The organism is Pseudomonas sp. BIGb0164, from assembly GCF_024810135.1.
GTDB lineage: Bacteria > Pseudomonadota > Gammaproteobacteria > Pseudomonadales > Pseudomonadaceae > Aquipseudomonas.
In genome coordinates this window covers 331850-345492 of record NZ_JANUEA010000004.1, presented here as the reverse complement: position 1 = coordinate 345492, position 13643 = coordinate 331850, and the positions used below count along the sequence as shown (strand labels likewise).

The window sequence follows — 13643 nt, the reverse complement described above, 5'->3', positions numbered from 1 at the left end:
TGTGAGGGCTTTTGTGGCGAGGGAGCTTGCTCCCGCTTGATCGCGCAGCGGTCGCCGGCTTTTTGGGCGAACTTCGCACCCCGGCGCAAGCAAACTTGCTCACTACAATAAACGCTCCTGCTTTTTAGACGGAGTCATCCAGGTATTTGAGTGCGAATTTCTCGGTCGCCAGCCGTGCCGGCAACAATAAGTGCGGCGCCACCAGCATCACGATCTGGTAGACCACCACCCGTATCTCACCTTCACGGTCGAGAATGCGCTGGTAGTCCAGCGAAAACAGCAGGGTCAGGGTGATCTGCTCCACCAGTTGCCCCAGTGCCTGGGTACCACTGACCAATTGCCCCGACGTCTTCAACCGTGCCAACAGCGACGCCAGGGTGCGTTTGAGTGCCGTGAGCAGGTTGCGAATGCCTTTGGCCAGTTTCGGCAGGCGCCCCGCCAGGTTCGACAGGTCCTGGAACAGAAACCGGTAATGGGCCATGCGCTCGACGATCAGGTGCAGGAATAGCCAGTAATCCTCGGCCTCCAGCTGCGCGTCAGCGGGTGGGTCGAGCAGGGGTGCCAGTTCGTTTTGAAAGCGCTCGAACAACCCAAGCACCAAGGGCTCCTTGCCATGGAAGTGGTAGTAGAGGTTGCCGGGGCTGATCCCCATTTCATTGGCCACCTCCATGGTCGACACGTTCGGCTCGCCCTTCTGGTTGAACAACTGCAGGGCACATTCAAGGATACGGTCGCGGGTCTTCATCCAGTCTTCTTAATGTGATCGTTGAGTTCAGCGCACACGCACGTAGGTGCCCGGCGCTGCTTCCATCGGTGGGTAGTTCTGGTTGCCCAGGGCGGTGAGGGTTTCGCGCTGCACGCCGGAGCGCTGCTGCACCCATTCCAGCCACTGCGGCCACCAGCTGCCTTCGACGTGGTTGGCGTCGTAGTACCAGGCGCGCGGGTCACTGCTCAGCTTGGGGTTCTCGACGTAGTTGGCCTTGGGGTTGCCCGGCGGGTTGAGGATGCTCTGGATATGCCCGCTGTTGGACAGCACGAAGCGCCGCTCACCCCCCAGCAACTGGGTGGAGCGGTACACCGCGTCCCACGGCGTGATGTGGTCGTTGATCCCGGCCACGCTGAAGCTGTCCACCGTGACCTTCTGCAAGTCGATGGGCGTGCCGCACACCTCCAGGCCGCCGGGATGGCTCAGCGGGTTGTGCTTGAAGAAATCCAGCAGGTCGCCGTGCAGCGCGGCGGGCAAGCGCGTGTTGTCGTTATTCCAGTACAGGATGTCGAAGGCCGGCGGTTCCTTGCCCAGCAGGTAGTTGTTGATCCAGTAGTTCCAGATCAGGTCATTGGGGCGCATCCAGGCGAACACCTTCGCCATGTCGCGGCCGTCCAGCACGCCTTGCTGGTAAGAGCGGCGCTTGGCCGCTTCTAGGGTTTGTTCATCGGCAAACAGCGTGGCGGGGCTGTCGATCTGGCTGTCCAGCAGGCTCACCAGGTAGGTGGCGCTGGAGATGCGCCGCAACTGGCGCTTGGCTTGCAGGTGGCCTTGCAGGGCGGCGATGCTCAGGCCACCGGCGCAGGCGCCCATCAGGTTGACCTCCCGTGCGCCGGTAATGGCCCGGCAGACGTTGAGGGCTTCTTCCAGCGCCGCAACGTAGGTGGAGAGTCCCCATTCACGATGGCGCACGTCCGGATTGCGCCAACTGACCATAAAGGTCTGCAGGCCGTTCTTGAGGGCGTACTGCACAAAGCTGTTGGCGGGGCTGAGGTCGAAAATGTAGTACTTGTTGATTTGCGGCGGCACCACCAGCAGCGGCTTGGCGTACTGCTTTTCGCTCATGGGCTTGTACTGGATCAGCTCCAGCAGCTCGTTGCGAAACACCACCGAACCCGGCGTGGTGGCGACCGTCTTGCCCACTTCGAACGCGTGCTTGCTCACCTGGCGCGGCAGGCCATTGTTGTGCAGCAGGTCCTCGAACAGGTTCGTCACACCGCGCACCACGCTGTTGCCCCCGGAGTTGAGCAGCTCCTTGACGGCCAGCGGGTTGAGCAGGGTGTTGGAAGGGGAGACGGCGTCGTTGAGCAGCGAGAAGGCAAAGTGCGCGCGGGCCCGGTCATCGGCGCTCAACGCGCTGTCGTCGATCCAGTGGCGCGTCTGCTTTTGCCAGCTCAGGTAGGCTTGCAGGCTGCGCCGATAGAGCGGGTTGAGCTTCCAGGTGGGGTCGCTGAAACGGCTGTCATTGGGGTTGGGCTCATGCACCGTCTCACCCAGCAGCACGCGGCCCAGCTGGCCGCTCAGTGCCCAGGCATGACGAACGGTATGCACCGGGTTGCGCAGGCCGTGGGCGGCAACGCTGCGCAGCGTCGACAGCAGGTCCCGACCGCGCAGGCCGGTGATCGCGTTTTGCGCATTGATGAACACGGCAGGGGTGGGCGCCGGGTTCGTCACGGGTCTTTCTCGCATGAGCCAACACTCCTTCGTCAAGCCATCAAACAGGCACGCCAATTCAGAACCATAGTCGGTTCCTGGCAAGTTGCGCGGCGGTGTGGTCCTTACACCGCAGGTCGCGGATGAATCACCGCGCGCAGGCGCTCCTCCTCGAGAAATTTCATGATGATCGGCGCCACGGCTTCGGCCCGGGTGATCAAGAACAGGTGGCCATCGTCGATGATGTGCAACTGTGCGTTGGGAATGCGCCAGGCCAGCATGCGCATGTTGATCAGCGGGATCAGCGGGTCGTCATCCCCCGCCAGCACCAGGGTGGGTTGGCGGATCTTGTGCAGCCAGTGGATGCTGGTCCAGCCCAGCCCGGCGAACAGTTGCCAGTAGTAACCCAGCTTGCCCGCCGAACGTACTTTGCTGGCATGTTCTGCGGCCAGTTTCGAATCGCGGCGGAACGAGCCGCCATAAATCATCGGGGCAATGCGCACTACATGGGACGGCTGGATGTAACGGCGCGGGCTGGCCATCAGCCACAGCACTTTGGGTTTGCCCGGCACCATCACCGCACCCGCCGCCGTGGCCGCCAGGATCAGCTTCTTGCAACGCTCCGGGTAGTCGTAGGCGAACTGCTGCGCCAACGCGCCGCCCCAGGACACGCCCACCGCGTTCACCTGGCCATAGTCCAGGTAGTCGAGCATGCGTGCAGTGAGCTTGGCCAGGCCGGGAAAGCGATAGGGACGGTTGGGCGTGGATGAGCCACCCACGCCGGGCACATCGAAGGCGATCACTTCCAGGTCCGGGTCCAGGGCCTGGACGAACGGAAACACCAGCTCAAGGTTGGCGCCGATGCCGTTGAAGATCAGCAAGGGCGTCAAGTGAGGCTTGCCCGGGCGCACCGCCGTGCGGATGGTCTGGCCATCCAGGTCGATGGTACGGAAGATGAACGGTTGCGGCATGCTCAAGCCCTGTGAAGTGTTACAGCCGGAATGTGGTCGAAATGTGGGAGCGGGCTTGCTCGCGAAAGCGGTGTATCAGTATCAGGTGTGCTAGCTGGCACACTGCATTCGCGAGCAAGCTCGCTCCCACATTTGATCCCATTTCAATCACGAAAATATGTGTGGCTTAGCGTTCATGCACATAAGTACCCGGCGCTGCTTCTGCTGCGGCGTAAGTTTTATTTCCTAGCGAAGTCGGCGCTTTCTTCAGCTTGCCCGCCCGTTCCGCCTGCCACGCCTGCCAGTGCAGCCACCAGGAATCGGTGTGCTTGGTGGCGTTCTCCTGCCACTCCAATGCACTGCACGCCAGGCCGTCACTGGTCTGGTAGCGCGCCTTGGGGTTGCCGGGCGGGTTGAGGATGCTCTGGATATGCCCGCTGCTCGACAGCACGAACTCCACCTTGCCACCAAACAACTGCGCCGACTTGTAGCAGGACTGCCATGGCGTGATGTGGTCGTTGGTGCCGGCCAGTGAGTAGATATCGGCGGTGACCTGCTTGAGATCGATGGGCGTGCCGCACACTTCCAGGGCGTTGGCGCGCACCAGCGGGTTGTTCTTGAACAGTTCGATCAGATCGCCGTGGAACGCGGCCGGCAGGCGGGTGGTGTCGTTGTTCCAGAACAGGATGTCAAACACCGGTGGTTCGTTGCCCAACAGGTAATTGTTGACCCAGTAGTTCCAGATCAAGTCGTTGGGGCGCATCCAGGCGAACACCTTGGCCATGTCGCGGCCTTCCAGCACGCCGGCCTGGTAGGAATGGCGCTTGGCGGCCTCAAGGGTTTGCTCGTCGACGAACAGCGCCACCTGGGTGTCCAGGGTGGTGTCCAGCACGCTGACCATCAGGGTCAGGGCGTTGACCTTCTTCTCCCCCAGCGCGGCGTAGTGGCCCAGCAACGCGGTGCAGGTGATGCCACCCGAGCAGGCGCCGAGCATGTTGATGTCTTTGCTGCCGGTGATTGCCGTGACCACATCCACCGCTTCCTTGAGCGCCTCGATGTAGGTCGACAGGCCCCACTCGCGCTGGGCCTTGGTCGGGTTGCGCCAGCTCACGATAAAGGTCTGCTGGCCATTGCGCAGGCAGAAGCGCGCCAGGCTCTTGTCCGGGCTCAGGTCGAATACGTAGAACTTGTTGATCTGCGGCGGCACCACCAGCAGGGGGCGCTCGTGCACCTGTTCGGTGATCGGCTTGTACTGGATCAGCTCCAGCACGTCGTTGCGAAACACCACCGCGCCTTCGGTAGTGCCCAGGGTTTTACCCACTTCAAAGGCGCCCATGTTGACCTGGCTCGGCATGCCGCCGTTGTGCACCAGGTCCTTGGCCAGGTGGGAGAGGCCATCGAGCAGGCTCTTGCCACCGGTTTCAAAGAAGCGTTTGACCGCTGCCGGGTTGGCCGCGCTGTTGGTAGGGGCCATGGCTTCGGTCATCAGGTTGATCACGAAGTGACCACGGCTGATGTCCTGTTCCGACAGGTTGCTGTCGCCGATCCAGTCGTGCAGCTCCTTGCGCCATGCCAGGTAGGTCTGCAAATAACGTTTGTAGAGCGGGTTCTGGCTCCAGGCCGGGTCATGGAAACGACGGTCGTCGTGTTCCGGCACCAGCTGGGACTTGCCGAACATCACGTTCTTCAATTCGACGCCAAAGTGGGCGACGTGCTTGACGCTGTGCAACGGTTGCTTGATGGCTTGGGTCAGCACCATCTTCGCCGAGGCGAGCAAATCCTTTTTCCGTAACGCGATGATCGGGTTCAGCCCCAGGGTGTTTTCCGAGGCCTGGCGTTTCAAGTCATCGTTGTTCTTGTTACTCATCTACGACGCTCCATTGTCCGAAAGACGAGTACCGGGTACCGCTGTGCACCAGGTTTCGATACACAACACAAGCCAGGTACGCGACTCGGGTGACCGTTGATACCGCATCGTCAAATGCAGGGAACTTGCCAGTTCCATTGGTTACCCGAGTTTAATTTTTTTCGCAAGCGGGCCAGTCATTGGCCGCGCGACAGGGCATTCAAGCAGATGAAATTAGAAAATGCTCTCTAAAGAGCAAGAGGCGTGTGCTAGAGCATCAGCCGCACGACCGACTCGCTCGGGTCGCGGGTTTTTCCAGCCGCTTTGAGTTCGGCCAGGTAATCGGCCCACAGCGCGTCCTGACGCACGGCCAGTTGGTAAAGGTAGTCCCAAGTGAACAGCCCGCTGTCATGCCCGTCGTCGAAGGTCAATTTCAGTGCGTACTGACCGGCCGGTTCTATCTTGGTCAACCGTACGTTGAGCTTGCCGAATTGCAGGATGGGTTTGCCATGACCCTGGACCTCGGCGGAAGGCGAGTGGGTGCGCAGCAGTTCGGCGGAGAGTTGATACACCTCGTCGGGCCCGTAGGTGAGGCCGAGGGTGTTGGAGGTTTTGTGCAGGTTTACGGCAGTGGGGAATTTCGACATTGGAGAACCGCCCAGAGATAGTCCTGAAGGGACCGGCTTTAAACTGTGGGAGCGGGCTTGCTCGCGAATACGGTGTGTCAGTCAGCACATCTGGCACTCATACACCGCATTCGCGAGCAAGCCCGCTCCCACATTAAAGCAAAGCGGCCCTGCGTTAGCCTTACAGGATATAACGAGACAAGTCTTCGTTCTGCGCCAATTCGCCCAAGTGGCTGTTGACGTACTCAGCGTCGATCTTGATCACCTCGCCATTCTGCGCCCCAGCCAGGTCGCCGGCGCTGAAGGACACTTCCTCCAGCAGACGCTCCAGCAAGGTGTGCAAACGACGGGCACCGATGTTCTCAGTCTTCTCGTTGACCTGCCAGGCGATCTCCGCCAGGCGCTTGATACCGTCTGCCTGGAACTCGATGCCCAAGCCTTCGGTTTTCAGCAGCTCACGGTACTGCTCGGTGAGCGACGCGTGCGGCTCGCTGAGGATGCGCTCGAAGTCGCCCGGGGTCAGTGCCTTGAGTTCCACGCGGATCGGCAGGCGGCCTTGCAGCTCCGGCACCAGGTCGCTTGGCTTGCTCAGGTGGAAGGCACCCGAAGCAATGAACAGGATGTGGTCAGTCTTGACCATGCCCAGCTTGGTGTTCACGGTGCAGCCTTCGATCAGCGGCAGCAGGTCGCGTTGTACGCCCTCGCGGGACACATCGACGCCACCAGAGTTACCACGCTTGGCCACCTTGTCGATCTCGTCGATAAACACGATGCCGTGCTGCTCGACGGCTTCCAGGGCCTTGGCCTTGAGTTCTTCCTCATTGACCAGGCGCCCAGCTTCTTCGTCGCGCACCAGTTTCAGCGCATCCTTCACCTTGAGCTTGCGGCTTTTCTTCTTGCCCTTGCCCATGTTGCTGAACAGGTTTTGCAGCTGGCTGGTCATTTCTTCCATGCCAGGCGGTGCGGAAATATCGACGCTGGACGCTTCGGAGACTTCGATCTCGATCTCTTTGTCGTCCAACTGGCCTTCACGCAGGCGCTTGCGGAACAGTTGACGGGTGTTGGAATCCGAGGCTGGGGCGGCGTCTTCGTTGAAGCCCATGCGTGCCGGGGGCAGCAGGGCGTCGAGGATGCGTTCCTCGGCGGCGTCTTCGGCGCGGTGGCTGACCTTGGTCACTTCCTGTTCGCGCAGCATTTTCAAGGCGGCGTCGGCCAGATCACGGATGATCGACTCGACGTCACGGCCCACGTAGCCCACTTCGGTGAACTTGGTGGCTTCGACCTTGATGAACGGCGCGTTGGCCAGCTTGGCCAGGCGACGGGCGATCTCGGTTTTACCGACGCCGGTCGGGCCGATCATCAGGATGTTCTTGGGCGTCACTTCAACGCGCAGTTCTTCGGGCAGTTGCATCCGGCGCCAGCGGTTACGCAGCGCAATGGCTACGGCGCGCTTGGCATCGTCCTGGCCGATGATATGGCGATTAAGTTCATGGACGATTTCGCGGGGAGTCATGGACATAGTGTTTGGCGGCCTCAAGCCGAATAAGCCTTGGGGCTTACTCAGCGAGGTCCTGCTCCTCAATGGTCAGGTTGTGGTTGGTGAACACGCAGATATCGCCAGCGATACCCAGGGCGGTCTCGACGATTTCACGGGCCGACAGGTCGGTCTTTTTCAACAGTGCGCTGGCAGCCGCCTGGGCGTAGCCACCACCGGAACCCATGGCGATCAGGCCGTGTTCCGGCTCCACCACATCGCCGTTGCCGGTGATGATCAGCGAGGCGTCTTTGTTGGCGACGGCCAGCATGGCTTCGAGGCGGCTGAGGGAGCGGTCGGTGCGCCATTCTTTGGCGAGCTCGACAGCGGCGCGAACGAGGTGGCCCTGGTGTTTTTCCAGCTGGCCTTCGAAACGCTCGAACAGGGTGAAGGCGTCGGCGGTCGCGCCGGCAAAGCCTGCGAGCACCTGGCCGTGGTACAGGCGACGCACTTTCTTGGCGTTGCCTTTCATCACGGTATTACCCAGGGAAACCTGGCCGTCGCCGCCCATGACGACTTTGCCGTGGCGACGTACTGAAACGATGGTGGTCAAGGGGAGAGTCTCCACGCAGCGGGGCGAAAATGCCCTGATGAAAACTCATATGGGGGTGGCGGGGGGGATTTCAACTGTAAGGGAGGTATGCGGACGAGTGGTGTTTATAGGTCTTACACACTTTTGAGAACACCCTAAAACCAAATGTGGGAGCGAGCTTGCCTGCGATTGCGGTGTGTCAGTCACTGAAAATATTGACTGTTACACCGCAATCGCAGGCAAGCCAGCTCCCACATTTTTGTCCCGTGTTGAGCTTGTGTCAGCGGCTCTGGCGTTGTTGTAACAACAGGTTGCTAAAGCCGGCGCCAGCCAGTTGCTTCTGCGCCACGGTCAGTTGCTCACGGTTGCTGAACGGCCCCACCAGCACGCGATACCAGGTCGCATCCTTCACCGTGCCGGACTCAACCGACACCGCCTGGCCCAACAGAATGATCTGCGCACGCACGCGGTCCGCATCCGCCTGTTTCGGGAACGAGCCCGCCTGCAGGAAGAACTTGGTCACCGGCGCGGCCTTGGTGGTCGCCACCGGTGGCGGTGGCGGCGGGGTAATCCCGGCCAGCGCCGCCTGGGCGCGTGCGGTATCGATCTTCGCGGCCTCCGCTGGTGTTACCGGCGTGGTCGGCACTTGTGGCGTCGGCAGGGTTTTCTCCGGCACGGCGTCAGGCGGTACGATCACTTCCGATTCCGGCAGCAGCGTGTAGAAGTCGTACTTCGGCTTCACCGGCGCTGTCGGGCTTGGCGCGGTCTTGTTGGCTTCGGCGATCTTCGTGGCCTTCTGCTGCTCTTGCTTGACCCGTTTGACGTCATCGCCCTTGCCCGGCTCCAGCTTCATCAGGATCACGACAAACGCACCGACTGCCAGGCCGATGGCCATCCACAACCAGCCTGGAATAGGCTTCTTCGCCGGGGCCTGGTAGCGGCTGGCGCCGCGCTTGGGTGCAGGTTTTTTCTTGGCAGCCAACTTACATACGCTCCAGAGTTTCCAGGCCCAACAGCTCCAGGCCTTGCTTGAGGGTCCGTCCAGCCAGTGCGGCAAGGCGCAGGCGACTTTGCTTCTGGGCTTCGTCGTCTGCGGTGAGGATCGGGCAGTTCTCGTAGAAACTGGAGAACAGGCCGGCGACTTCGTACAAGTAGGTGCACAGGATATGCGGCGTGCCCTTCTCGCCGACGCTGTTCAGCACTTCGCCGAATTGCGCCAGCTTGGCGGCCAGTTCCTGTTCGTGCGGGGCGTCCAGCACGATGTGGCCTTCCACTTCGCTGAAATCCTTGCCCAGCTTACGGAACACGCCGGCTACACGGGTGTAGGCGTACAGCAGGTACGGCGCAGTGTTGCCTTCGAAGTTCAGCATCAGCTCGAAGTTGAAGCTGTAGTCGCTGGTGCGGTGCTTGGACAGGTCGGCGTATTTCACCGCGCCAATGCCCACCACGCGGGCGATGTTGCGCAGGTCGGCTTCGGCCAGCTCCGGGTTCTTTTCCTTCACCAGGTTGTAGGCGCGCTCCTGGGCTTCGTTCAGCAGGTCGATCAGCTTCACGGTGCCGCCGTCGCGGGTCTTGAACGGGCGACCGTCGGCGCCGTTCATGGTGCCGAAGCCCATGTGTTCCATGTGCATCGGGTGGGTGATGAAGCCTGCGCGACGGGCCACCTCGAACACCTGCTGGAAGTGCAAGGCCTGGCGTTGGTCGACGAAGTACAGGGCGCGGTCGGCTTTGAGTACGCCGCTGCGGTAGCGCACGGCCGCCAGGTCGGTGGTGGCGTAGAGGTAGCCGCCATCGGCCTTGACGATGATCACCGGCAGCGGCTCGCCGTCGGCGGTCTTGAATTCTTCAAGGAATACGCACTGCGCGCCGTTGCTCTCGACCAGCAGGCCTTTGGCCTTGAGGTCGTTGACCACGTTGATCAGGTCATCGTTGTAGGCGCTTTCGCCCATTACGTCGGCCATGGTCAGCTTGACGTTGAGCAGCTCGTAGATTTCCTGGCAGTGGGACAGGGATATCTCACGGAAGCGGTTCCACAGTGCCAGGCACTCTTCGTCACCGGCTTGCAGCTTGACCACCAGGCCGCGGGCGCGGTCGGCGAATTCTTCGGACTCGTCGAAACGCTTCTTGGCGGCGCGGTAGAAATTCTCCAGGTCCGACAGCTCGTTGCTGGTGATCGGGTTTTCCTGCAGGTACGCCATCAGCATGCCGAACTGGGTGCCCCAGTCGCCCACGTGGTTCTGGCGGATCACGGTGTCGCCGAGGAACTCGAGAACACGGGCCACGCCGTCGCCAATGATGGTGGAGCGCAGGTGGCCCACGTGCATCTCTTTGGCCAGGTTGGGCGCCGACAGGTCAATGGCGACGCGTTCCAGCGGGCCGGCCTTGCGCACGCCGATCTGGGCGTCGGCCAGGGCCGCGTCCAGGCGCGAAGCCAGGGCCTGGGTGTTCTGGAAGAAGTTGATGAAGCCCGGGCCGGCGATTTCGGCCTTGGTGACGCTTTCGTCAGCCGGCAGGGCGGCGATGAGTTTTTCCGCCAGGTCACGCGGCTTCATGCCAGCCGGCTTGGCCAGCATCATCGCGATGTTGCTGGCGAAGTCACCGTGGGTCTTGTCGCGGGTGTTCTCCACCTGGATCGCCGGCGTCAGGCCTTCAGGCAACACACCTTCGTTGACGAGTTGGGTGAGGGCTTGTTGGATCAGCTGGCGAATGGTGTCTTTCATGGTGTTCTCTTTCGACCGCAAGCGGCGGCGCGCGATGCGCAGGTGGAAAAACTGGGCATTATCCGTGGCGAGGGCGGGCTTGCCAACCGTTCAGACAGGTTGACGGACCTGCGGGCCTCATCGCGGGCAAGCCCGCTCCCACATTTAAGGTATTCACAATTCAAACTGTGGGAGCGGGCTTGCCCGCGATAGCAACCTATCTATCAATACAAATCTACCGGGTCCACATCCAATGACCATCGCACCTGCCGGCCGCTGGGCATTTGCTCCAGGGCAAGCAACCAGCTACTTAATAGGCGATGCAATGGCGCACGGGACGTTGCCTGCAAGAGTAGCTGAGCACGATAGCGCCCGGCGCGGCGTTCCATGGGGGCGGGCACCGGGCCGAGCAGTTCGATGCCCGTCAGGCCCAGCTCACCCAGCAAACTCTCGGCAGCGCTGCACGCTTCATCGAGGAAACCTTCAGCCTGCCCAGGCTTGTGCGCTTCGGCCCGCAACAGCGCCAAATGGGAAAACGGTGGCAGGCCCGCCGCACGCCGTTCACTCAGTGCCTGTTCGGCAAAGGCAAAGTAGCCTTGCTCTGTCAGCTGGATCAGCAGCGGATGGTCAGCCAAGTGCGTCTGGATAATCACTTTACCCGGCTCTTCGGCGCGCCCGGCTCTGCCTGCGACCTGCACGATCAACTGCGCCATGCGCTCGCTGGCGCGGAAGTCGCCGGAGAACAGTCCGCCATCAGCATCCAGGATCGACACCAGGGTCACCCGAGGGAAGTGGTGGCCTTTGGCGAGCATCTGCGTGCCGATCAGGATGCACGGCTGGCCTTTCTGGATGGTGGCGAACAGCTGGTTCATTGCGTCTTTGCGCGAGGTGCTGTCACGGTCGACCCGCAGCACCGGGTAGTCCGGGAACAGGATGCCCAGGCGCTCTTCGGCGCGCTCGGTGCCGGCGCCGACTGGCCGCAGGTCCACCTTGCCGCACTGCGGGCAGTGGCGCGGCACCCGCTCCACGTGGCCGCAATGGTGGCAGCGCAGTTCGCCATAACGCTGGTGCACGGTCATGCGCGCATCACAGCGCTCACACTCGGACATCCAGCCACAGTCATGGCACAGCAGCGTCGGCGCGAAGCCGCGGCGGTTGAGAAACACCAGCACTTGCTGGCCAGCCGCGAGGGTCTGGCCGATAGCCTGTTGCATCGGCCCGGAAATGCCGCTGTCCAGCGGGCGGCTTTTGACGTCCAGGCGCAGGAAACGCGGCTGCTTGGCGCCGCCGGCCCGTTCGTTGAGGCGTAGGAGTCCATAACGGCCGGTGTAGGCGTTGTGCAAGCTTTCAAGGGATGGCGTGGCCGAACCCAGCACAATCGGGATGTCTTCCTGGCGCGCGCGCACCAGGGCCAGGTCGCGGGCGTGGTAACGCAGGCCTTCCTGCTGTTTATAGGAGCCGTCGTGCTCTTCGTCGATGATGATCAGCCCGGGGTTTTTCATCGGGGTGAACAGCGCCGAGCGGGTGCCGATGATGATGTCGGCCTCGCCGTCCCGGGCCGCCAGCCACGATTCCAGGCGCTCGCGGTCATTGACCGCCGAGTGCACCAGGGCGATGCGGGCATTGAAGCGTTGCTCGAAGCGCGCCAGGGTTTGCGGGCCCAGGTTGATCTCGGGGATCAGCACCAGCGCCTGCTTGCCGGCCTGCAAGGTTTCGCGGATCAGCTGCAAATACACTTCGGTCTTGCCGCTGCCGGTGACGCCGGCCAGCAGGAAGGCATGGAAGCTGTCGAAGCCTGCGCGAATCGCTTCATAGGCGGCGCGTTGCTCGGGGTTGAGCGGCAATTCCGGCTGGGCCAGCCAGTGGTCGTGGCGCGGGTCGGGGGCGTGCTTGCGGATTTCTACCTGCACCAGGCCCTTGGCCAGCAGCAGGTCGAGGCTGTCTTTGCTCAGCATCAGCTTGCTTAACAGTTGATGCGCCACGCCGTGCGGGTGCTGGGCCAGGGTCGCCAGGGCTTCACGCTGGCGCGGGGCGCGGGCGATGCGCGGGTCGTCGAGACGGGCGCCGGGCACCATTGACCAGAAGCGTTCCTGGCGCGCTTCAGCCAGCTCGCCCTGGCGCAGCAGCACCGGCAGCGCCCAGCTCAGGGTGTCGCCCAGGCTGTGCTGATAGTACTGGGCCGTCCACAGGCATAGCTTGAACAGGGCGGGCGGCAGCGGCGGGGTCGCGTCGAGCATGGCCAGCGCGGGCTTGAGCTTCTCGGCGGGCACTTCGCTGTGATCGGCGACTTCCACCAGGATGCCGATCATTTCCCGGCGCCCGAACGGCACGCGCACACGCATGCCCGGCTGCAACTGCGCCCGCGACACACCGGCCGGGGCCCGGTAATCGAACAGGCGGCGCAGGGGCGAAGGCAGGGCTAGGCGCAAAATGGCGTCGGGCACGCGGGGGTCTCATCTATAAAGGCAGGCGGTGGCGCAGGGGCGGGAGCCTAGCAGACCTGTGGTGGGGGTGTCCCGTCTCCGGTGCCGGAATTGGACCTTCAGAACACGGCTATCCATTGTGGGAGCGGGCTTGCTCGCGAAAGCGGTGTATCAGTCGCTGGAGATAGCGGCTGTTCTACCGTATTCGCGAGCAAGCCCGCTCCCACAGGGAAGTAGGGGTGCATAGGTATTTCTGATGAAAGGGGCTTATATGTGCGGAATCGGCCGGCACCGCCGCTTGCGCGTTTAAAAAGGTCTGGTAGAATCCGCGGCCTAATTACGTGCGGTATTCGACAATAGTGTCGAGTGGCGGCACGCTAGCCTGAGGAAGTGCCATGAAAGCCGATATCCATCCAGCGTACGAAACCATCGAAGTCACCTGCAGCTGCGGCAACAAGTTCGAAACCCGTTCGAACCTGTGCAAGCCACTGGGTACTGACGTATGCAACGAGTGCCACCCGTTCTACACCGGTAAGCAGAAGACTCTGGACACCGGCGGCCGTGTACAGCGCTTTGCTGACCGTTTCGGCGCTTTCGGTGCCAAAAAGGCCTAA

The 13643-nt window shown here is 62.1% G+C and carries 11 protein-coding genes; 1 reads left to right on the top strand and 10 read right to left on the bottom strand.

Features of this window, described 5'->3' with window-relative positions:
* Positions 1-124: 124 nt before the first annotated feature.
* From M2394_RS12900 to M2394_RS12855, 10 genes are all read right to left on the bottom strand, one after another.
* The gene (locus M2394_RS12900; RefSeq protein ID WP_178918585.1) at positions 125-745 is read right to left on the bottom strand and encodes a TetR/AcrR family transcriptional regulator; all 621 of its coding nucleotides are present in this window, start codon (positions 743-745) and stop codon (positions 125-127) included.
* Between the two features lie 27 nt (positions 746-772).
* Positions 773-2455: a class II poly(R)-hydroxyalkanoic acid synthase gene (gene phaC / locus M2394_RS12895; protein ID WP_259172730.1), complete on the bottom strand. Its 1683-nt coding sequence runs from the start codon at positions 2453-2455 to the stop codon at positions 773-775.
* 89 nt (positions 2456-2544) lie between these two features.
* Positions 2545-3390 carry a poly(3-hydroxyalkanoate) depolymerase gene (phaZ, locus tag M2394_RS12890; protein ID WP_025858688.1) on the bottom strand — a complete coding sequence of 282 codons (846 nt, stop codon included), beginning with the start codon at positions 3388-3390 and terminating at the stop codon, positions 2545-2547.
* A gap of 166 nt (positions 3391-3556) precedes the next feature.
* On the bottom strand, positions 3557-5236 hold the full coding sequence (gene phaC, locus M2394_RS12885; protein WP_178918587.1) for a class II poly(R)-hydroxyalkanoic acid synthase: 1680 nt from the start codon (positions 5234-5236) through the stop codon (positions 3557-3559).
* Positions 5237-5484: 248 nt separating this feature from the next.
* Complete coding sequence (locus M2394_RS12880; protein ID WP_064054062.1) at positions 5485-5862, bottom strand: gamma-butyrobetaine hydroxylase-like domain-containing protein; 378 nt, start codon at positions 5860-5862, stop codon at positions 5485-5487.
* Between the two features lie 160 nt (positions 5863-6022).
* Positions 6023-7360, bottom strand: a complete 1338-nt coding sequence (gene hslU, locus M2394_RS12875; RefSeq protein ID WP_176997236.1) for an ATP-dependent protease ATPase subunit HslU — start codon at positions 7358-7360, stop codon at positions 6023-6025.
* A gap of 37 nt (positions 7361-7397) precedes the next feature.
* On the bottom strand, positions 7398-7928 hold the full coding sequence (gene hslV, locus M2394_RS12870) for an ATP-dependent protease subunit HslV (protein ID WP_016972722.1): 531 nt from the start codon (positions 7926-7928) through the stop codon (positions 7398-7400).
* A gap of 259 nt (positions 7929-8187) precedes the next feature.
* Positions 8188-8889, bottom strand: coding sequence for an SPOR domain-containing protein (locus M2394_RS12865; protein WP_178918588.1), 702 nt, complete (start codon positions 8887-8889; stop codon positions 8188-8190).
* 1 nt (position 8890) lies between these two features.
* Positions 8891-10627, bottom strand: a complete 1737-nt coding sequence (gene argS / locus M2394_RS12860) for an arginine--tRNA ligase (protein WP_178918589.1) — start codon at positions 10625-10627, stop codon at positions 8891-8893.
* Positions 10628-10830: 203 nt separating this feature from the next.
* Entirely contained in the window at positions 10831-13050 is a 2220-nt protein-coding gene (locus M2394_RS12855; RefSeq protein WP_178918590.1) for a primosomal protein N', read from the bottom strand.
* 374 nt (positions 13051-13424) lie between these two features.
* On the opposite strand from M2394_RS12855, the gene rpmE reads away from it, so the two are divergent.
* Positions 13425-13643, top strand: a complete 219-nt coding sequence (gene rpmE, locus M2394_RS12850; protein WP_010213765.1) for a 50S ribosomal protein L31 — start codon at positions 13425-13427, stop codon at positions 13641-13643.

Bases quoted from the DNA above. Each gene is read 5' to 3' on its own strand.
- rpmE (WP_010213765.1), top strand. From the start codon at position 13,425: ATGAAAGCCGATATCCATCCAGCGTACGAAACCATCGAAGTCACCTGC.
- argS (WP_178918589.1), bottom strand. From the start codon at position 10,627: ATGAAAGACACCATTCGCCAGCTGATCCAACAAGCCCTCACCCAACTC.
- phaZ (WP_025858688.1), bottom strand. From the start codon at position 3,390: ATGCCGCAACCGTTCATCTTCCGTACCATCGACCTGGATGGCCAGACC.
- M2394_RS12900 (WP_178918585.1), bottom strand. From the start codon at position 745: ATGAAGACCCGCGACCGTATCCTTGAATGTGCCCTGCAGTTGTTCAAC.
- phaC (WP_178918587.1), bottom strand. From the start codon at position 5,236: ATGAGTAACAAGAACAACGATGACTTGAAACGCCAGGCCTCGGAAAAC.
- hslU (WP_176997236.1), bottom strand. From the start codon at position 7,360: ATGTCCATGACTCCCCGCGAAATCGTCCATGAACTTAATCGCCATATC.
- M2394_RS12880 (WP_064054062.1), bottom strand. From the start codon at position 5,862: ATGTCGAAATTCCCCACTGCCGTAAACCTGCACAAAACCTCCAACACC.
- phaC (WP_259172730.1), bottom strand. From the start codon at position 2,455: ATGCGAGAAAGACCCGTGACGAACCCGGCGCCCACCCCTGCCGTGTTC.